Below are 18,989 nucleotides of genomic sequence, written 5' to 3'. Positions count from 1 at the left end.
TCTGAGACAGTTTCCACAGATCTCGGCGATACAGTTTCGCCGCCTGAACCGATTATATCGCCGCTTCCACAGACCCTTCGCCTGGAGCACTGATTTTTCGTCAATTCTTTACTTTACAGGCCTCTTTCCCTGCCGCATGCATGCATTAGCTAAGCGCGTGCAATCGCGCATCGAAGCCGTCTAGGAGGGATTATGGCCAAACAGAAAGTCGCAATGCTGACCGCCGGAGGCCTTGCCCCCTGTCTGTCATCAGCCGTCGGCGGCCTCATCGAACGCTATAGCGATGTCGCTCCCGATATCGAGCTGATCGCCTACAAATCCGGCTATCAGGGCGTACTCCTCGGCGACAGCATCAAGATCACCAAGGACATGCGCGACAAGGCGCCGCTGCTCCACCGCTACGGCGGCTCGCCGATCGGCAACAGCCGCGTCAAGCTCACCAACGCTGCCGATTGCGTCAAGCGCGGCCTGGTCAAGGAAGGCGAAAACCCGCTGCGCGTCGCGGCCGAACGGCTCGCCGCTGACGGCATCACCATCCTGCACACGATCGGTGGCGATGACACCAACACCACGGCAGCCGATCTCGCGGCCTATCTCGCAGCCAACAACTATAACCTGACCGTCGTCGGGCTACCGAAGACCGTCGACAACGACGTCGTGCCGATCCGCCAGTCGCTTGGCGCATGGACGGCTGCCGAAGTCGGCGCGCATTTCTTCGACAATGTCAGCAACGAGCAGAGTGCTGCCCCGCGCACCCTCGTCATCCACGAGGTCATGGGCCGCCACTGCGGCTGGCTGACGGCTGCAACCGCCGATGCCTATCTGCGCCGCACGAAGCACAATGAATATGTCGACGGCATGCTGATGAATGCCGGCATGAAGAGCATCGACGCCGTCTACCTGCCCGAGATGGCCTTCGACCTGCAGGCCGAAGCCGCCCGTCTTAAGGAAGTGATGGACCGCACCGGCCACGCCACCGTCTTCGTCTCGGAAGGCGCCTGCCTCGATGCCATCGTCGCCGAGCGCGAAGCTGCCGGCGAGACCATCAAGCGCGACGCTTTCGGCCATGTGAAGATCGATACGATCAATGTCGGCGGCTGGTTCCAGAAGCAGTTCGCGAGCCTTTTGAATGCCGAACGCTCGCTCGTTCAGAAGTCCGGCTATTTCGCCCGCTCGGCTCCTGCCAACGGCGACGACCTGCGCCTGATTCAAAGCATGACCGATCTTGCGGTCGAAAGCGCGCTGAACAGGATCTCCGGCGTCACCGGCCACGACGAGGACCAGAACGGCAAGCTGCGCACCATCGAATTTCCCCGCATCAAGGGCGGCAAGGCCTTCGACACCTCGACCAAGTGGTTCGCCGAACTGATGAATAAGATCGGCCAAAAATACCGCGCCGCATGATTGACGCAGGGTTGATATGGTGTCTTTGCTTGTTTCCTGGGGAATAGGAGGAGATTCCATGTCGCTCGAAGCCTGGCTCGCTTTTGCCGCTGCTTCCGCCATTATGCTGGCCATTCCGGGGCCGACGATCCTGCTCGTCGTCTCCTATGCGCTCGGCCATGGCCGCAAGACGGCATTGGCGACCGTATCGGGCGTGGCGCTCGGCGATTTCACCGCCATGACCGCCTCTCTCTTCGGTCTCGGCGCCCTGCTCGCGGCGTCCGCGACTCTCTTTACCGTTTTGAAATGGGTGGGCGGCGCCTATCTGATCTGGCTCGGCATCAAGCTCTGGCGCGCCCCGATCATCCCCGGCCCTGTCGCCGACAACGACAATCTGCCGGAAGAAAAGTCGCTGAAGATCTTTCTTCACGCCTATGTGGTGACTGCTCTCAATCCGAAGAGCATCGTCTTTTTCGTCGCCTTCGTCCCTCAGTTCCTCAACCCTGCCGCTCCCTTCTTCGAGCAGATGCTGATCATGGAACTCACCTTCCTGGTGCTGGCCACGATCAACGCCTCCAGCTATGCTCTGCTTGCCCATGCCGCCCGCGGCCTGATCCGCAAGGCAAGCGTCCAGCGCGCCGTCAACCGCACGGGCGGAACGTTGCTGATTGCCGCCGGCGCGGTCACTGCCGGCTACCGCCGCATCGCGGCCTGAGTGCAATCGCAATTTTCAGCGGGTTGCGACGCCCAGTCGAATAGGTTAATGGGAAAAATCAGTGCTTAGCTTCTCAGTAACTTTTTAAACGCTGCCTGGGCGGCGCGATTCCCGAAAGTGACAGAATGGTAGCGAACGGATTTTCCGGCCTGAAACGCAGTCTGGTCGTTTCGACGATGCTCTGCGGGATCATGACCGGATGCTCGACCGTCGAGTACACCTCTCAGGCTGAGTTGAGCGCGGTGCAGACCGTCGTTCCGACGCCGAAGCCGGGTGAAGACGCGATGATGATGGCCGCCGTTCCGGCTGCCGACGGCTCCGCTCCGCAGACCCCGATGGCATTTGCCTCCGCCAATCCACAGGCAACGCCCGCCCTTTCGGCACAGACAGCCGTCCTGCCGATGGCCGTTTCGCCTGCCGATGCGGCGTTCCAGCCCGTGGCCGGCGCCAGCGTTGCCACCGAAATTCCGCTGACGCCAGAGATGACCGCGATGCAGTCGGTGATCCCGACGCCGCGTCCCGCAACCCCGGCCTCGCCCTCGACGCAGCTTGCCTTCGCGGCAACGACGCCGCAGAACGGCGCGCTTGCAGCGCTCGCCGTTCAGGCCAGCGCGCCGCGCTCGATGTCGGACTTCTCCTTCGACGAGTCGGCCCCGATGGATCCGCCGACGGCACCGCCGATGTTCAGCGACAACGATGCCGACGATGCGCCGACCGCAGAAAAGGGCTTCGTCAGCAAGCTGATCGCCAAATACGCAAAGCTCTACGAGATGCCGGAATCGCTGTTGCATCGCGTCGTTCACCGCGAAAGCCGCTACAATCCGCGCGCCTATAACAAGCGCGGCTATTTCGGCCTGATGCAGATCAAGTACAACACCGCGAAGTCTATGGGCTACGACGGCCAGCCGTCCGGTCTGCTCGATGCCGAGACCAACATCAAATATGCCGCGAAATATCTGCGCGGCGCCTGGCTCGTGTCCGACAACAAGGAAGACGATGCCGTTCGACTCTATGCTCGCGGCTATTATTACGATGCCAAGCGCAAGGGCATGGACGACGTTGCCCAGGGCAACTACTGAGCCTCACCATCCGTGAACCGAATGGTCAGGGCGCCGACAGCGCCCCGACGATCTGCTTGACCAGCACCTGCGGCCTGTAACCGAGCCGGCTCGGCGTCAGCCCCATGCGGACAACGATGAGACCGGCGGATGGCACGATTGCCACGCTCTGCCCGTCATGCCCCTCCAGCCAGAACGTATCGCCCGGAAGCCCCGCAGCCGCGCTCAGATCGCCGCCCGGGGCCGCAAGCCAGGCCTGCGCCTGCGTATATTTGCCGCCCGACGACTGCGTCGGCGTCCGCATTGTCGCCACGAACCCTTCCGGTAGCAGCCGCTGGCCGTTCCAGACGCCATCCTGGATCAGGAACTGCCCGAAGCGCGCCCAGTCCCGCGCCGTCGCGTAGAGATAGGAGCTTCCGGCGAAGGTGCCGCGCGCATCGACCTCCAGCACGGCGCTGGACATGCCGAGCGGCCCGAACAGCGCATCGCGTGGATAGTCGAATGCACTCTGCGGATCGCCGAGCCTGTCCATCCAGATGCGGGACAGAAGCACCGCCGTGCCGCTCGAATAGCGGAAGCGCTGGCCGGGCTTGTCTTCCAGCGCCGCATTTACCGGTAGTGTCACCATATCGGGGTCGAGATAGAGCATGCGCGTCACATCGGCGACGGCGCCGTAATCCTCGTTGAACGCCAGGCCGCTTTCCATGCCGAGCAGATCGGCAAGCGTGATGGCCGCCCGCTCGTCGCCATGCCAGGCGGCAAACAGCTTGGCGTCGTCGAAATTGAGCTTGCCCGACAGCATCACCCGGCCGACTAGCGCCGCATTGACGGTCTTGGTCATCGACCAGCCGAGCAGCGGTGTGCGCGCATCAAATCCGTCGCCATAGCGCTCGGCGACGATGCGGCCATTGTGGACGACGACGATCGCCCGCATCTCCGGCCCGGCCAGCGCCTCGTCGGCAAGCAGCGGCGCAAGCTTGCCGTTATTGGCGGCAGCGACCCGCTCGCCCTCGGGCCAGAGGTCGTCGCTTGGTGGCGGCACAGCGAGATCCTCTTCGGGCGCAGCGTTCATCGCAGCGTTGAAGTCGCCATCAGGAACGCTGGTGCAGCCAAAGGCGCCGCGGTAGAGCGCATGGCCCGGCGCAAACAGGCCGAGGATGCGGGCCGATACTTTCCCCTCCTCACGGTTGACGGATACGCGGATCAGCCGCAGCAGCGGGTTTCCGGGCGCTTGAACGTCCTCTGCAAGAACGGTATCCGGATCGCGCCCGGCCATGAACACATTCGAGCAGACGATCTTTGCAGCATAGTTGTCGCCGACGCGCAGCAGTTCCGGTGGGCGAATATAGAGCCACAGCGCCCCGCCGATGACCGCGACGATCACCAGCGCCAGAAGCACCTTCAGGATACGCAGAACTACTCGCATGTTTCTTCCTCCACAGGTAGAGAGAAGCAGCAAATGCCACCATAGAAAAGGGCACAAAAGCGAGAGTGCCGTTTCATCCACGCTATTGCCCGCAAAAGGCTGCCCACAGCCCGCGTCATCAAACTGTAGCAGCGCCGCGTTAAACGCCCTGAACGCTAAAAACGGTGATGGAATCAGATGACCGAATTTGCACCGGATGCCGGCTTCCGCAAGAACCGGAAACTCAAGGACGCACTCCTCCGCCACAAGGCATTCTCCAAGGAGGGCCTTTCCGAGCGGCTTTTTGGCTTGCTTTTCTCCGGCCTCGTCTATCCGCAGATCTGGGAAGATCCGGATCTCGACATGCAGGCCATGGAGCTGCAGCCGCATCACCGTATCGTCACCATCGGCTCCGGCGGCTGCAATATGCTCGCCTACCTCTCCAAGGGCCCGGCCTCGATCGACGTCGTCGATCTGAACCCGCATCACATCGCGCTGAACCGTCTGAAGCTTGCCGCCTTCAAGCATCTGCCTGGTCATGCCGATCTCGTTCGCTTCCTCGCCATGCCGAACGAAGCGTCGAACAGCCGCGCCTTCGACCGTTACCTCTCTCCGGTTCTCGATGATGCGACGCGCAGCTACTGGAACGGCCGCAAGTTCGGCCGCCGCCGCGTCACCGTCTTCGATCGCAACATCTATGAGACGGGCCTGCTTGGACGCTTCATCGGCGCCGCCCATCTGCTAGCCCGCCTGCACGGCGTCGATCTGAAGCAGATCACCAAGACGCAGTCGCTGGAGGAGCAGCGCGCCTTCTTCGACCAGCAGGTCGCTCCCCTCTTCGAAAAGCCCGTCGTGCGCTGGATCACCGGCCGCAAGAGCTCGCTGTTCGGCCTCGGCATCCCGCCGCAGCAATATGACGAGCTGGCAAGCCTGGCTGCCGATCACTCGATCGCTCCGGTTCTCCGCCACCGTCTCGAGAAGCTCGCCTGTCATTTCCCGATGCGCGACAACTATTTCGCCTGGCAGGCCTTCGCGCGCCGCTACGCCGCCGGCGACGAAGGTCCGCTGCCGACCTATCTGAAGCCGGAGCATCATGATGTGATCCGCGCGAATGTCGATCGCGTCACTGTTCACCATGCGAACTTCACCGAGCTGCTGGCTGGCGAGCCTGCCGCATCGCGCGACCGCTACATCCTGCTCGATGCACAGGATTGGATGACCGACGAGCAGCTGAACGGCCTCTGGGCCGAGATCAGCCGCACCGCCCGCCCCGGCGCCCGCGTCATCTTCCGCACGGCTGCGGAGAAGAGCATCATCGAGGGACGTCTGTCGCCGGCGATCCGCGATCAGTGGGACTACTTCGAAGACAGGTCGCGCGATATGACGGCGCTCGATCGCTCGGCGATTTACGGCGGCTTCCACATCTACGGGAAGAAGGCGTGACAGAGATCCGCACGCTTCCGGACGATCGCTCCGAGGCGCATGCCGGCCTGATGGACGGGATGTACCGTTACCAGCGCCATATCTACGATCTGACGCGCAAATACTATCTGCTTGGCCGCGACAAGACGATCCGCGGCCTCGATGTACCCAAGGGCGGCACGCTGCTCGAAGTCGGCTGCGGCACCGGCCGCAACCTGGCGCTCGCCCACAAGCGCTTTCCGGATGCCCGGCTCTACGGCCTCGACATCTCGCAGGAGATGCTGATCTCGGCCCGCAAGACCTTCGCGACGAAGGCCACCCTGCCCGACTTCCGCGTTGCCGACGCCACCGCCTTCACCCCGCGCGAATTCGGCGCCGCCGGTTTCGATCGCATCCTCATCTCCTATGCCCTGTCGATGATCCCCGATTGGGAACGCGCCATCGACGCTGCGATCGCCGCGCTCAATCCGGGCGGCCAGCTGCATATCGTCGATTTCGGCCAGCAGGAGGGTCTTCCCGGCTGGTTCAGAGCCCTGCTGCAGGGATGGCTGACAAAATTCCACGTCACGCCGCGCGCCAATCTGCGTGAGGTTCTGGAAGCCCAAGCCCATGAAAACGGTGCAGGATTGGCCTTCGAGACGATCGGCGGCGGCTATGCCTGGCAGGCCGTCATATCCGCCAAGCGCGCATAATTCGCTTGAAACTAACCGATTTTTTACGTTGATATGGTGAAAAGAGGATTATTCCTCGGCTGAATTCGTCTTCGAAGGTCATGCTGTGGGGCAAGTAGATCATTCGTTACATGACGGGATAACCATGCGCAGGCTGTTGTTTTGCGTTTTGCCGCTGGCTCTTATGCTCGCCGGTTGCAGCTCCACGGGCTATGACTATCTCGAAACAGCTTCGATAAAGAAGAGCCGTTTCCAGGACACCGATCCGCAGGATTTCGGCGCCAAGACCCCGCATCAAAACGATATCCACGGCATCGACATCTCCAAGTGGCAGGGCGATATCGACTGGCAGACGGTGAAATCCTCCGGCGTGTCCTTCGCCTTCATCAAGGCGACCGAAGGCAAGGACCGCGTCGATCCGCGCTTCAGCGAATACTGGCAGCGCGCCCGCGCCGTCGGCATTCCGCATGCGCCCTATCACTTCTACTATTTCTGCTCCTCGGCAGACGAACAGGCCGACTGGTTCATCCAGAATGTGCCGAAGGAGGCGATGCGGCTGCCGCCGGTTCTCGACGTCGAGTGGAACGGCGAATCCAAGACATGCCGCCTTCGCCCGGATCCGGCCACCGTGCGCTCCGAGATGAAGCGCTTCATGGATCGGCTGGAAGCCTATTACGGCAAGCGACCGATCATCTACACCTCCGTCGATTTCCATCGCGAGAATCTGCAGGGCTATTTCCAGGACTACCATTTCTGGGTCCGTTCCACCGCAAAACACCCCGAAGTCACCTATGCGGACCGCCGCTGGGCCTTCTGGCAATACACCTCGACGGGCGTCATTCCAGGCATTCAGGGGCCGACGGACATCAATGTCTTCGCGGGCAACCAGAAGAACTGGAACAATTGGGTCGCTGCGGTTTCCAAGGATAGAAATTCTTAGTAACGTCCACCGAACTTTCTTGCTTCCGTCACATTCATCTGTGAAAGCGGCGGACATATTTCGGATATAAGGACGAACCCATGCACCGCTCGCTCGCAAGCCGCTCTGCACTTGCTCTTCTGTTTGCCGTCACCTCAGCAACCACGGTATTTGCGCAGCAGGCGGCAGCCCCTGCCCCGGCGGCTCCCGCCACTCCGCAGGCGCCGGCTGTTGCCTGCGACGGTGACCTCTCGCAGTTCCTGGCAGGCGTGAAGGCCGATGCGATTGCAGCCGGCGCCACCGCCGAGGCCACCGACCAGGCGCTTGCAGGCGCCGAGATCGACCCCAAGGTTCTGAGCCGCGACCGCGCCCAGGGCGTCTTCAAGCAGACCTTCCTCGAATTCTCGCAGCGCACCGTCAGCCAGGCGCGTCTCGACATCGGCCGCCAGAAGATGAAGCAATATGCCGACGTGTTCGCCAAGGCCGAGCAGGATTACGGCGTACCGGCCGGCGTCATCACCGCCTTCTGGGCGATGGAAACCGACTTCGGCGCCGTACAGGGCGATTTCAACACCCGCAACGCGCTGGTGACGCTCGCCCATGATTGCCGCCGCCCCGAGCTCTTCCGTCCGCAGCTGATCGCGCTGATCGAGATGGTCCAGCACGGCGACCTCGACCCGGCCACCAACACCGGCGCATGGGCCGGCGAAATCGGCCAGGTTCAGATGCTGCCACGCGACATCATCGCCTACGGCATGGACGGCGATGGCGACGGCCACGTCCGCCTGAAGCAGAGCGGCCCGGACGCCATCCTGACGGCCGCCAAGTTCATCCAGCATCTCGGTTTCGAGCGCGGCCAGCCCTGGCTGCAGGAAGTCACCCTTCCCGATAACCTTCCGTGGGAAAAGTCGGGCCTCGGCGGCACGATGAAGGCGGGCGACTGGTTTGCGCTCGGCGTCAAGCCGCGCGATGGCAACACCAATTTCGGCGAGCTCGAAGGCGATCTCGTTCTGCCGCAGGGCCGCCTCGGACCGGCATTCATCGCCTATCCGAACTTCAAGATCTATCTCGAGTGGAACAAGTCCTTCATCTACACGACGTCAGCAGCCTATTTCGGTACCCGCCTCTCCGGCGCCCAGCCCTATCAGAAGGGCACGCCGGAACAGGGCCTTGCCAACGACGAGATGAAGCAGCTGCAGACCAAGCTGCAGTCGCTCGGCCACGATGTCGGCGAGATCGACGGTATCCTTGGATCCGGCACCCGCGTTGCCATCCAGAAGGAACAGCAGCGCCTCGGCATGCCGGCCGACGGCTGGGCGACCCCCGGTCTTCTCGGCGCGCTCTGAGTCGCCATAACCGGCCATTCACAAGCAATCCCATCGCGTCCGTCCGTCAGGCCGGACGCGATTTTCGTTTTAGCTCAGGATTTCAGCAGCTTCCGGCGAAGCCTTGATATGGGCGCAGGCCTTAACGCCCAATCGCCGACTTTAACGCACCGTTAAAATGTGTGAATAAAATTTCACCGCGCTTTTTCGAATGATTTCAATGCCGTGGCTACGTTGTGCAGCAGTTATCCACCGGCTGTTGCTGCAATGCAACATTGAATTCGCTTTTCAGCCGACACATTTCGGACATAGTATCGGCTCGTTAACGCAAGGAGGCAGACATGGGTATCACACGATCCTTGAATGTCCTGTTGGTCAGTGCAGCGTTCGCGTTCGTCTTGTCTATGCTCTTCATCTGAGCAGCAAACGGACCCTATGACTGGAATACCGGACTCCTGAGTAACTAACAGTTCAGCCAATTAAAAAAGCGCATGTCCCGCCTGACATGCGCTTTTTTATTGCGTTCGAAGAGCTGCCTGATCAGGCGGCAGCGCCGGCTGCCGCTGCCTTCGTCTCACCTCGGCGCAGGCCGAGATTGGTGAGCACAGCCGAGACCAGCGGCGAACGGTTCATCGTATAGAGATGGAATTCGTGGAGCCCGCGGGCCACAAGATCCTCGATCTGTTCGGCTGCGACATCCGCCGCCACCTTGGCGCGCTCTTCCGGCTTGTCATCGAGACCAGCGAAGCGCTCGTCGAGGAAAGCCGGGATGACCGTACCGCAGGCGCCGGCAAAGCGCTTCAGCTGCGTCAGATTAAGGATCGGCATGATGCCCGGAACGATGGGCATCGTCACGCCCGCCGCCCGCACCTTCTCCAGGTAGCGCTCGAAATTGTCGTTGTCGAAGAAGAACTGCGTCAGCGCACGGTTGGCGCCATTATTGGCCTTGCGCTTCAGCATGTCGATATCGGCGGTCACATCCTTGCTCTCCGGATGCTTCTCCGGATAGGCCGACACGGAAATCTCGAAATCGCCGATTTCGCGCAGCCCCGCCACCAGCTCGGAGGCATTGGCATAGCCGCCCGGATGCGGCTGATAGGGCGCCCCGGCACCGCCAGGCGCGTCACCGCGCAGCGCCACGAAATGCTTCACGCCCGCCTTGCGGAAATTGTCGATCACCTGATGCGTCTCTTCCTTCGTCGCGCCGACGCAGGTGAGATGCGAGGCGGTGGCAAGCGGCGTCTCGTTCAGAAACCGCGTGACGGCCGTCAGCGTCGGCGCCTTGGTCGTGCCGCCGGCGCCATAGGTGACGGAAACGAAATCCGGATTCCAGTCCTGTAGCTCACTGACGGCTTTCCAGAGCTGGCCTTCCATCTCTTCCGACTTGGGCGGGAAGAATTCGAAGGAAATGCCGATATCGCGGCGGCCACTAGTGTTCAAAGTCATAAATCAAACCTCCGCTGCCAATATTGTTCCGGCGCCTTCGGATGCCATCAGGCGCCGCGGGTCGCGGGCGAGCCAGATCGTGACCGTGAGGCCCTGCTCGCCGGCCTGACCCGGATGAAGATCGACGGCCTGCTCGACATCGAGCCCCGCCTTGCGCAGCCAGTCGGACATCGACTGGTGCGAGAAACCGAGACGGACATGGGCATGCTCGTCCCTGAGATATTCGAGCCCGTGCGGGGCCAGATCGATGACCAGCAGCCGCCCGCCGGGCGCCAGCATGCGCGCCGCCTCATTGATAGCGATCTCGGGCTGATCGAAGAAATGCAGCACCTGATGGATGGTCACCAGGTCGAAATCCTGCCCGTCGAACGGCAGGTTCAGGATATCGGCATGGCGCACCGACGCCTTGTTGATCCCTGACTTGTCGAGATTGGAGCGCGCCACGCTCAGCATGTCGCGGCTGGCATCGACGCCGATCGCCCGGCGGTAGAGCCCTGACAACAGCTGCAGGATACGGCCGGTCCCGGTGCCGAGATCGAGAAGCGAATAGACCGGCTGGCTGCCGAGAAGCTTGATGACCGCCGCATCGACCTCTTCGTCGGCGGCATGCAGGCGGCGCAACTCGTCCCACTCGGCCGCATTGCGGCTGAAATAGGCCTGTGCCCGCTCGGCGCGCTGGCGCTTGACCGAAGACAGGCGCTCGCCGTCGCGCTGGACGACCGGATCGTTCTCCGAGGAATGCTGCAGGAGCACGCGCACCAGCGCCGCAGCCTTACCCTCCTGCTTCAGCCGGAAATAGGCCCAGGCGCCTTCCTGGTAGCGATCGATGAGATCGGCCTCACCAAGCAGCTTCAGGTGACGGGAAATGCGGGGTTGGGACTGGCCGAGAATTTCGGTAAGGTCGGTGACGGTCAGGTCTCCGGCCGCCAGAAGCGCCAGCAATCGCAGACGGGTCGGCTCGCCGGCCGCCTTCAAGACGTCCACGATCGCATCCAATCCAAGCTTTACCGGTTCAGCCATATTCCGCCCAATCAAGATATAAAGATATCTTTATGTGATTTGCGTAGCGGTAGCAAGCTTCAATTCAGATAATCACGAAATTCATTGGCCAGATCACGACGCCGCAGACATGCAAAAGCCCCGGCCATGACCGGGGCTTTCCAAAGGCATAAAGGCAGATATCAGCGAGTCAGGCGCTTGTAGGCTTGGCTGCCCGGGTTGAGGGCGTCGGGGCCGAGGCGGCGGACCTTGTCCTGCTCGTAGTCTTCGAAGTTGCCTTCGAACCATTCGACATGGCCGTCGCCTTCGAAGGCGAGGATATGCGTCGCCAGACGGTCGAGGAACATGCGATCGTGGCTGATGATGATGGCGCAGCCGGCGAAGTTTTCTAGCGCCGTTTCCAGCGCACCCAGCGTTTCCGTATCAAGGTCGTTGGTCGGTTCGTCGAGCAGCAGCACGTTGCCGCCGGCCTTCAGCATCTTGGCAAGGTGAACGCGGTTGCGCTGGCCACCCGAGAGGTTGCCGACCTTCTGCTGCTGGTCGCCGCCCTTGAAGTTGAAGGCGCCGCAATAGGCGCGGGAGTTCATGTCGAACTTGCCGAGCTTGATGACTTCGGCACCGCCGGAGATTTCTTCCCAGACCGTCTTGTTGCCATCCAGCGCATCGCGGCTCTGGTCGACATAGCCGAGATGCACGGTGTCACCGATGCGCACCGAACCGGCATCCGGCTTTTCCTGGCCGGTGATCATCTTGAACAGCGTCGTCTTGCCGGCGCCGTTCGGACCGATGATGCCGACGATGCCGCCCGGCGGCAGCTTGATCGACAGGTCGTTGATCAGCGTGCGGCCTTCGAAGCCCTTGGTGATGCCTTCCATCTCGATGACGACATTGCCGAGACGCTCGGAGACCGGGATGATGATCTGCGCATCGCCGGGACGGATGCCTTCGGCGGCATCGACCAGCTGTTCGTAGGCCTTGATACGGGCCTTGGACTTCGCCTGACGGGCCTTCGGGCTGGAGGCGATCCATTCCTGTTCGCGCGACAGCGCCTTCTGGCGGCCGGCTTCTTCGCGGTTTTCCTGCAGCATGCGCTTGGCCTTGGCCGTCAGGTAGGCAGAGTAGTTGCCTTCGTACGGAATGCCGCGGCCGCGGTCGAGCTCGAGGATCCAGCCCGTTACGTTGTCGAGGAAGTAGCGGTCGTGGGTGATCATCATCACGGCGCCCGGATAATCGCGCAGGTGCTTTTCGAGCCACGCGATGGTTTCTGCGTCGAGGTGGTTGGTCGGTTCGTCGAGCAGCAGCAGGTCCGGCTGCGACAGGAGCAGGCGGCAGAGTGCGATACGGCGGCGTTCACCGCCCGAGAGAATGGTGACGTCGGAATCCTTCGGCGGGCAGCGCAGCGCTTCCATCGCCATTTCGACCTGCTGTTCCAGATCCCAGAGATTCTGGCTGTCGATGATGTCCTGGAGCTTGGCGCCCTCGTCCGCCGTCTCGTCGGAATAGTTCATCATCAGCTCGTTGTAGCGGTCGATGATCGCCGTCTTGTCGGCAACGCCCATCATGACGTTCTCGAAGGCGGTCTTTGTCGGATCGAGATGCGGCTCCTGCTCAAGGTAGCCAACGGTCGCACCGTCGGCGAGCCAGGCTTCGCCTGTGTATTCCTTGTCCTGACCGGCGATGATGCGCAGCACCGTCGACTTACCGGCGCCGTTCGGGCCAAGAATACCGATCTTGGCATCCGGGTAGAACGACAGGTTGACGTTCTCGAGAATTTTCTTGGCGCCGTAAGACTTGTTGAGTCCCGACATGTGATAAATGAACTGACGTGCCATCTTTAAACTGCTCCGCGCGCAAACGTGTAAATCCGTGGCCGCTATGTAGGCGAAACCCGGCTCCCGGGCAACGCCGAAACCGGCCTCTCTTACGCTTTGCAGCAGTCTTTGCCTCAGAAACCGGCCGCGTCTACCACACCCTGGTCGCATCCGAAGGAGGTTCGTCCCGCCCCCTGGATCAGCGTGCCGAGATTATCGGCAGAGCCTGGTGCCACCGCATCCTCAGACAAGCCGATCGTCAGCTCGCTGATAACCCGCACACCGCCGGCCCTGCGGCAGCTCATCTTGACCCGGTCGGCAGCGCCTGCTCCAAAACTCTTGTCGAAGGCGGCCTTGATCTGATCGGCGCTGACAGACTTGCCGATATTGGCGGCGAACAGCTCGCGCACCGCCGATGCATTGAGATCGCCGATCAGCCGCACGGCCGTGCCGAAATAGGCGTCGGCCGAGAGTTTCGTACAGGTGCCGTGCTTGGTCCACTCGTGACGCTCGAGCGCCGATTGCGTGCCCGGCATCGCTTTTGCCAGCGCCGCCGCATTCTCCGGCGTCAGCTTGACCTCAGGCAACGACCGCCAGTCGCCATCCTTGTCCGCCGCCTGCTCCTCCTTCGAGACGCCGCAATAATTCTGCCGCATCGGCCAGAGACCATGGAGGGTAAAATTGGTCGCGTCGAAGCGATCCCGCCTCTGGCTGGCGCATTCCGGCTTCTTCTGGTTCGTCTGGCAAAAGGCCGGTTGCCAGCTTGCAGCGAGGATGAAGCGCGTGCGCCCCTGCCCTTCCTGTGCGAAAGCCGAAGCCGCCAACAGGCCTGACAAAGCCACGATTGCCGCATTCAGAAAGAACCTGCTCATCTCCATCCCCTAGACAGAACAATACAAGAACAAGTAAGCACGAAGCGCAACGTTCCGCAACCCTGAATCGCAGCATTTTCCCCTGCAAATCGCCGCAGGCCCGCTTGCATTTGACGGCCGATCTGATCTTCTGCGCGCCGGGAGGATCGGATGTTTTCGCAAACACAATGGCTTAACGTGACAGAAGCGTCGCTCGCTTTTCACAGCGAGACGGCCGCGGGCGCGCCACGCGGTATCCTCGTCGTCTGCCACGGCCTTGCCGAGCATTCGAAACGCTATCAGCGCTTCGCAGAGGCCATGGCCGCGCGCGGCTATCATGTCTTTGTGCACGATCATCGCGGCCACGGCGAGACCAAGGCGCCGGATGCGCCGGTCGGGCAGTTCGCGAGGCGCGACGGTGTATCCCGCGTCATCGATGACGTCGCCGCCATGCGCGATCATGCAGCGAGCCTGCACCCGGGGCTCCCCGTCATCCTCTTCGGCCATTCGATGGGCGGGCTGATCGCGCTCAACGCCGCGGAGACCTATCCGGAGAAATTCGATGCGGTTGCCGTCTGGAATTCGAATTTCGCCGTTGGCCTCTCCGGCCGCGCCGCGCAAATGATCCTGCGCGCCGAAAAGGCGCTGAAGGGCTCGGATGTGCCAAGCGGCATGCTGCCGCGATTGACCTTCGCCGCCTGGGGCAAGTCCATTCCCGGCCACACAACGGAATTCGACTGGCTGTCGCGCGATCCGGCGGAGGTCGCGAAATATATCGCCGATCCTCTGTGCGGCTTCGATGCCTCTGTATCGATGTGGCTCGACGTTTTCGAACTGACATTCCGGGCGATGAAAAAGGAACAGCTCGACCGGCTTCCGAAGGATCGTCCGATCCATCTTGTCGGCGGTGGGCAGGATCCGGCAACGGAGCGCGGAAAAGCCGTTCTGTGGCTCTCAAACCATTTGAAACGGCAGGGCTTCTCCCGTATCACCACTGAAATATATCAGGACTTCAGGCACGAGACCTTGAACGAGACCGGCGCAGCAGATGCCATCTCGGCCTTCGCCGATTGGTGCGACGGCGCGGTCATGCGGTCCTGACGGGAACATTCCACATGGCAGGCGCGGCAATGAAGACGAACACCTCCTCCGAAGTTACCATGGGCCTGGCGCTCATGCTTCTGTCGGTGCTGTTTTCACCGCTGATCGACATCTTCGCCAAGCTGGCGATCGCCACCGTCCCCTCGGCCGAGATTACCGCCGCGCGTTTCGCCGTCCAGGCGATCTGCATGCTGCCCGTCGTCATCTGGCGCAAGAACCTCGCCGACCTGTCGTGGAAGCAGACCTTCTATCACGCGATCCGCGGGATCATCATGACCATCTCGATGATCTCCTTCGTCGCGACGCTGAAATACATGTCGGTCGCCGATGCCATCGCCATCTTCTTCGTCGAGCCGATCATCCTGACGATCCTCAGCAGCATTTTCCTCGGCGAAGCCATCGGCTGGCGGCGCTACACAGCCTGCGGCGTCGGCTTCTTCGGCGCCATCCTGATCATCCAGCCGAGCTTCCAGGAAGTCGGCTTCGTGGCGCTGCTTCCCGTCGTCAGCGCCGTCTGCATCGCCATTTCGGCGATGATGAACCGGGCCCTGGCGCAGCGCGAAGACCCCTGGGTCATGCAGTTCCAGATGGGCCTCTGGGGCCTGCTTTTCTGCGCCATCATTCTCTATGTCGGCGAAGGAAGCGGCTCCGATGTCTTCGATCCGGTCATGCCCTCTTCGATCGCCTTCGCCTATCTTGCGGGCGTCGGCGTCATGGCGGCGATCGCCGGCATTCTCGGCGTCTATGCCTATCGCGCCGCTCCGGCATCGACGCTGGCGCCGCTGCAATATTTCGAGATCGTCTCGGCGACGATCTTCGCCTGGCTGGTCTTTGGCGACTTCCCGGATGCCATCAAATGGCTCGGTATCCTGATCATCATCGCTTCGGGCCTCTACATCATCTGGCGCGAGCGGCGCTTTGCATCGAAGCCCGTATCCGATACATCTGAGGCAACACGGGCGCCGTAATCCGCCCGCGGGAGCAACATGACGGTCAGCAGCAAAAAGCCGCCGCTTGCGGGCATCAGGGTCATCGAACTGGCCCGCGTGCTTGCCGGTCCCTGGGCCGGGCAGATGTTGGCCGATCTCGGAGCCGACGTCATCAAGGTCGAAAATCCCGATGGCGGCGACGATACGAGGCAATGGGGGCCGCCCTTCGTCGAGGGCGCCGACGGCGAAAATCTTTCCGCCGCCTATTACCATTCCACCAACCGCAACAAGCGCTCGATCACCGCCGACCTCAAGACAGAGGAAGGCCAGGCGCTGGTCCGCCGTCTGGCTGCAACAGCCGATGTGCTGATCGAGAACTTCAAGCTCGGCGGCCTCGTCAAATACGGTCTCGATTACGAGAGCCTGCGCCAGATCAATCCCAAACTCGTCTATTGCTCGATCACCGGTTTCGGCCAGACCGGCCCCTATGCCAATCTCGCCGGCTACGATTACATCGTCCAGGGCATGTCGGGTTTCATGTCCGTGACAGGCGAACCAGACGGGCAGCCGATGAAGGCCGGCGTCGCCATCGCCGATATCTTCACCGGCATCTATGCGGTCTCCGCCATCGAAGCGGCACTGATCCACGCGCTGAAGACCGGCGAAGGCCAGCTGGTCGATATGGCGCTGCTCGATGTGCAGTCCGCCATTCTTGCGAACCAGAACATGAACTATTTGGTCTCGGGCAAGGCGCCGGTGCGGCTCGGCAACGCGCATCCGAACATCTCGCCTTACGAAGTCATTCCGGCCGCCGATGGCTATCTCATTCTCGCCGTCGGCAATGACGGCCAGTTCCGCCGCCTCTGCACCATCCTCGGCCTCGACGGCATCGGCGAGGACGAGCGTTTCGCCACCAACAAGGCGCGCGTTGCCAACCGCGACGAGGTCCGCCGCCTGGTTTCCGGCAAGACATTGGGCTGGCAGAAGGCCGATCTCCTGAAGGCCTGCGAGGACAATGCCGTGCCGGCCGGCGCCATCAATACGATCGAGGAGATGTTCGCCGATCCGCAGGTCATTGCCCGCGGCCTGCGGCTCGATCTCGCCGATGCCGCCGGAACACTGATCCCGACGGTTCGAACCCCTGTGGTTCTCTCGGAAACACCGCTACGCTACGAAAGACCGAGCCCGCGCCTCGGCGAGCACCAGGAGGAGGTGCTGGCCGAACTCGAAGCGCTGGAACGGAAGGCACAAGGGAGGGAACAGGCATCATGAGAAAGACCGGCGGAGAATTGATCGTCGAGGCATTGAAGGCAAATGGCGTCACCCGCCTTTCCTGCGTGCCCGGCGAAAGCTTCCTCGCGGTCCTCGATGCCCTTCACGACAGCGACATCGAAGTCATCGTCTGCCGCCAGGAAGGTGGTGCTGCGATGATGGCCGATTGCTGGGGCCGCCTGACCGGCGAGCCCGGCATCTGCATGATCACCCGCGGCCCCGGCGCCACCAATGCCTCGGCCGGTCTCCACATCGCCCGCCAGGATTCGATCCCGATGATCCTGTTCATCGGCCAGGTCCAGCGCGATGCCCGCGAGCGCGAAGCCTTCCAGGAGGTCGAGTTCCGCAGGGCGCTGACGGAATATGCCAAATGGGTCGGCGAGATCGACGATGCCGCACGCATCCCGGAATTCGTCACCCGCGCCTTTTCCATCGCCACATCCGGCCGCCCCGGCCCCGTCGTCCTGTCACTGCCAGAAGACATGTTGCGCGACGAGGTCGAGGCATCCCGCGCCAAGCCCTATGTCCGCGTTGCCGCCTATCCCGGCCGCCGTCAGGTGGATGATTTCTACATGCGCCTGCTGAAGGCCGAGCGTCCTCTGGTAATCCTCGGCGGCACCCGCTGGGATGCCGATGCGGTCGCCGATTTCCGCGCCTTCGCCGAGCGCTTCAAGCTGCCGGTCGGCTGTTCCTTCCGCCGCCAGATGCTGTTCGATCATCTGCATCCGAGCTATGCCGGCGATGTCGGCATCGGCATCAACCCGGCTCTGGCGAGAGAGATCAAGGAAAGCGACCTGCTGATCCTGCTCGGCAGCCGCATGTCGGAAATGCCGTCGTCAGGCTATACGCTGATCGATATCCCCTATCCCCAGCAGCAGCTCGTCCATATCTATCCCGATGCATCCGAGCTCGGCCGCATCTATCGCCCGGATCTCGCCATCTGCGCCTCGCCGCAGGATTTCGTCGATGCGCTTGCCGATCTCGAAGCGCCGGGAGAACCACGCTGGGCGGAGCGTACCGAGCGCATGCACCAAGCCTATCTCACATGGTCGAAGCCGCCCCAAACCGGCCCCGGCGCGGTACAGATGGGGCCGATCATGGACTGGATCGAAGGCAATACCAGAGCCGATGCGATCTTCACCAATGGCGCCGGAAACTACGCCACCTGGCTGCACCGTTTCCACCGCTTCCGGCAGTTCAATACGCAGGCGGCCCCGACCTCAGGCTCAATGGGCTACGGCCTGCCCGCCGCCGTTGCCGCCAAGCAGCTCTTTCCGGAGCGCGAGGTGATCTGCTTTGCCGGAGACGGCTGCTTCATGATGCATGGTCAGGAATTCGCCACCGCTGTGCGCTATAACCTGCCGATCATTGTGCTTGTCATCAACAACGGCATCTACGGCACGATCCGCATGCATCAGGAGCGGGAATATCCGGGCCGCGTCAGCGGTACCGATCTCACCAACCCCGATTTTGCCGCCCTCGCCCGCGCCTATGGCGGCCATGGCGAAACGGTCGAGACGACCGCAGAGTTCGTGCCCGCCTTCGAGCGCGCCCGTGCCAGCCGCAAGCCGGCGATCATCGAGATCAAGCTCGATCCTGAAGCCATCACACCGGCCCGCACGCTGACGCAGATCAGGACGAAGAGCTAAGGGCTCCAAACAAAAAAGCCGGTGAGCGAACCC

General features: G+C 62.1%; 16 protein-coding genes. 11 read left to right on the top strand and 5 right to left on the bottom strand.

Annotation, left to right across the window (positions count from 1 at the left end):
• Positions 1 to 192 precede the first annotated feature (192 nt).
• From AC1DV9_RS04780 to AC1DV9_RS04770, 3 genes are all read left to right on the top strand, one after another.
• A complete protein-coding gene (locus tag AC1DV9_RS04780; protein ID WP_112537757.1) occupies positions 193 to 1,404 on the top strand; it encodes a pyrophosphate--fructose-6-phosphate 1-phosphotransferase in 1,212 nt (403 codons plus the stop codon).
• Between the two features lie 58 nt (positions 1,405 to 1,462).
• Complete coding sequence (locus tag AC1DV9_RS04775) at positions 1,463 to 2,098, top strand: LysE family translocator (RefSeq protein WP_112386971.1); 636 nt, start codon at positions 1,463 to 1,465, stop codon at positions 2,096 to 2,098.
• A gap of 125 nt (positions 2,099 to 2,223) precedes the next feature.
• Positions 2,224 to 3,177, top strand: coding sequence for a transglycosylase SLT domain-containing protein (locus AC1DV9_RS04770; RefSeq protein ID WP_477946441.1), 954 nt, complete (start codon positions 2,224 to 2,226; stop codon positions 3,175 to 3,177).
• Between the two features lie 25 nt (positions 3,178 to 3,202).
• On the opposite strand, the gene AC1DV9_RS04765 is transcribed toward AC1DV9_RS04770, so the two are convergent.
• Positions 3,203 to 4,582, bottom strand: a complete 1,380-nt coding sequence (locus tag AC1DV9_RS04765; RefSeq protein WP_477946439.1) for a serine hydrolase domain-containing protein — start codon at positions 4,580 to 4,582, stop codon at positions 3,203 to 3,205.
• 177 nt (positions 4,583 to 4,759) lie between these two features.
• Between AC1DV9_RS04765 and AC1DV9_RS04760 the strand changes: the two genes are divergently transcribed.
• The 4 genes from AC1DV9_RS04760 to AC1DV9_RS04745 all read left to right on the top strand — a co-directional run bounded on the left by AC1DV9_RS04760 (position 4,760) and on the right by AC1DV9_RS04745 (position 8,919).
• Entirely contained in the window at positions 4,760 to 6,004 is a 1,245-nt protein-coding gene (locus AC1DV9_RS04760; RefSeq protein ID WP_477946438.1) for a BtaA family protein, read from the top strand.
• A 50-nt stretch (positions 6,005 to 6,054) separates the two neighbouring features.
• A complete protein-coding gene (locus AC1DV9_RS04755; protein ID WP_477946942.1) occupies positions 6,055 to 6,675 on the top strand; it encodes a class I SAM-dependent methyltransferase in 621 nt (206 codons plus the stop codon).
• A 124-nt stretch (positions 6,676 to 6,799) separates the two neighbouring features.
• Entirely contained in the window at positions 6,800 to 7,594 is a 795-nt protein-coding gene (locus tag AC1DV9_RS04750; RefSeq protein ID WP_112386966.1) for a glycoside hydrolase family 25 protein, read from the top strand.
• An 80-nt stretch (positions 7,595 to 7,674) separates the two neighbouring features.
• Positions 7,675 to 8,919 carry a lytic murein transglycosylase gene (locus AC1DV9_RS04745; RefSeq protein WP_477946436.1) on the top strand — a complete coding sequence of 415 codons (1,245 nt, stop codon included), beginning with the start codon at positions 7,675 to 7,677 and terminating at the stop codon, positions 8,917 to 8,919.
• A gap of 519 nt (positions 8,920 to 9,438) precedes the next feature.
• On the opposite strand, the gene metF is transcribed toward AC1DV9_RS04745, so the two are convergent.
• The 4 genes from metF to AC1DV9_RS04725 form a co-directional block, all read right to left on the bottom strand.
• The gene (metF, locus tag AC1DV9_RS04740) at positions 9,439 to 10,344 is read right to left on the bottom strand and encodes a methylenetetrahydrofolate reductase [NAD(P)H] (protein ID WP_477946434.1); all 906 of its coding nucleotides are present in this window, start codon (positions 10,342 to 10,344) and stop codon (positions 9,439 to 9,441) included.
• A 3-nt stretch (positions 10,345 to 10,347) separates the two neighbouring features.
• The gene (locus tag AC1DV9_RS04735; RefSeq protein ID WP_112386963.1) at positions 10,348 to 11,364 is read right to left on the bottom strand and encodes an ArsR/SmtB family transcription factor; all 1,017 of its coding nucleotides are present in this window, start codon (positions 11,362 to 11,364) and stop codon (positions 10,348 to 10,350) included.
• A 161-nt stretch (positions 11,365 to 11,525) separates the two neighbouring features.
• Complete coding sequence (gene ettA, locus AC1DV9_RS04730; RefSeq protein ID WP_112386962.1) at positions 11,526 to 13,175, bottom strand: energy-dependent translational throttle protein EttA; 1,650 nt, start codon at positions 13,173 to 13,175, stop codon at positions 11,526 to 11,528.
• Between the two features lie 113 nt (positions 13,176 to 13,288).
• A complete protein-coding gene (locus AC1DV9_RS04725) occupies positions 13,289 to 14,026 on the bottom strand; it encodes a ribonuclease T2 family protein (RefSeq protein WP_477946432.1) in 738 nt (245 codons plus the stop codon).
• A gap of 150 nt (positions 14,027 to 14,176) precedes the next feature.
• Between AC1DV9_RS04725 and AC1DV9_RS04720 the strand changes: the two genes are divergently transcribed.
• From AC1DV9_RS04720 to AC1DV9_RS04705, 4 genes are read left to right on the top strand one after another with little or no spacing between them, the layout of a single operon-like run.
• Positions 14,177 to 15,106: a lysophospholipase gene (locus tag AC1DV9_RS04720; protein WP_477946430.1), complete on the top strand. Its 930-nt coding sequence runs from the start codon at positions 14,177 to 14,179 to the stop codon at positions 15,104 to 15,106.
• Positions 15,107 to 15,135: 29 nt separating this feature from the next.
• On the top strand, positions 15,136 to 16,074 hold the full coding sequence (locus AC1DV9_RS04715) for a DMT family transporter (RefSeq protein WP_477946429.1): 939 nt from the start codon (positions 15,136 to 15,138) through the stop codon (positions 16,072 to 16,074).
• An 18-nt stretch (positions 16,075 to 16,092) separates the two neighbouring features.
• A complete protein-coding gene (gene caiB / locus AC1DV9_RS04710) occupies positions 16,093 to 17,307 on the top strand; it encodes a succinate--glutarate CoA-transferase (RefSeq protein WP_477946428.1) in 1,215 nt (404 codons plus the stop codon).
• A complete protein-coding gene (locus AC1DV9_RS04705) occupies positions 17,304 to 18,956 on the top strand; it encodes a thiamine pyrophosphate-binding protein (protein ID WP_477946426.1) in 1,653 nt (550 codons plus the stop codon). Before caiB ends, AC1DV9_RS04705 begins: the two co-directional genes overlap by 4 nt.
• Positions 18,957 to 18,989: the final 33 nt, after the last annotated feature.

This window comes from Rhizobium sp. 01L410, assembly GCF_056400165.1.
Note: the sequence above shows the minus strand (reverse complement) of the source record. Positions and strands in the feature narration are given on the sequence as shown.

Excerpts from the sequence above, each read along its gene's own strand:
- AC1DV9_RS04780 (WP_112537757.1), top strand. The coding sequence starts at position 193 with ATGGCCAAACAGAAAGTCGCAATGCTGACCGCCGGAGGCCTTGCCCCC.
- AC1DV9_RS04775 (WP_112386971.1), top strand. The coding sequence starts at position 1,463 with ATGTCGCTCGAAGCCTGGCTCGCTTTTGCCGCTGCTTCCGCCATTATG.
- AC1DV9_RS04770 (WP_477946441.1), top strand. The coding sequence starts at position 2,224 with ATGGTAGCGAACGGATTTTCCGGCCTGAAACGCAGTCTGGTCGTTTCG.
- AC1DV9_RS04765 (WP_477946439.1), bottom strand. The coding sequence starts at position 4,582 with ATGCGAGTAGTTCTGCGTATCCTGAAGGTGCTTCTGGCGCTGGTGATC.
- AC1DV9_RS04760 (WP_477946438.1), top strand. The coding sequence starts at position 4,760 with ATGACCGAATTTGCACCGGATGCCGGCTTCCGCAAGAACCGGAAACTC.
- AC1DV9_RS04755 (WP_477946942.1), top strand. The coding sequence starts at position 6,055 with ATGGACGGGATGTACCGTTACCAGCGCCATATCTACGATCTGACGCGC.
- AC1DV9_RS04750 (WP_112386966.1), top strand. The coding sequence starts at position 6,800 with ATGCGCAGGCTGTTGTTTTGCGTTTTGCCGCTGGCTCTTATGCTCGCC.
- AC1DV9_RS04745 (WP_477946436.1), top strand. The coding sequence starts at position 7,675 with ATGCACCGCTCGCTCGCAAGCCGCTCTGCACTTGCTCTTCTGTTTGCC.
- metF (WP_477946434.1), bottom strand. The coding sequence starts at position 10,344 with ATGACTTTGAACACTAGTGGCCGCCGCGATATCGGCATTTCCTTCGAA.
- AC1DV9_RS04735 (WP_112386963.1), bottom strand. The coding sequence starts at position 11,364 with ATGGCTGAACCGGTAAAGCTTGGATTGGATGCGATCGTGGACGTCTTG.
- ettA (WP_112386962.1), bottom strand. The coding sequence starts at position 13,175 with ATGGCACGTCAGTTCATTTATCACATGTCGGGACTCAACAAGTCTTAC.
- AC1DV9_RS04725 (WP_477946432.1), bottom strand. The coding sequence starts at position 14,026 with ATGAGCAGGTTCTTTCTGAATGCGGCAATCGTGGCTTTGTCAGGCCTG.
- AC1DV9_RS04720 (WP_477946430.1), top strand. The coding sequence starts at position 14,177 with ATGTTTTCGCAAACACAATGGCTTAACGTGACAGAAGCGTCGCTCGCT.
- AC1DV9_RS04715 (WP_477946429.1), top strand. The coding sequence starts at position 15,136 with ATGAAGACGAACACCTCCTCCGAAGTTACCATGGGCCTGGCGCTCATG.
- caiB (WP_477946428.1), top strand. The coding sequence starts at position 16,093 with ATGACGGTCAGCAGCAAAAAGCCGCCGCTTGCGGGCATCAGGGTCATC.
- AC1DV9_RS04705 (WP_477946426.1), top strand. The coding sequence starts at position 17,304 with ATGAGAAAGACCGGCGGAGAATTGATCGTCGAGGCATTGAAGGCAAAT.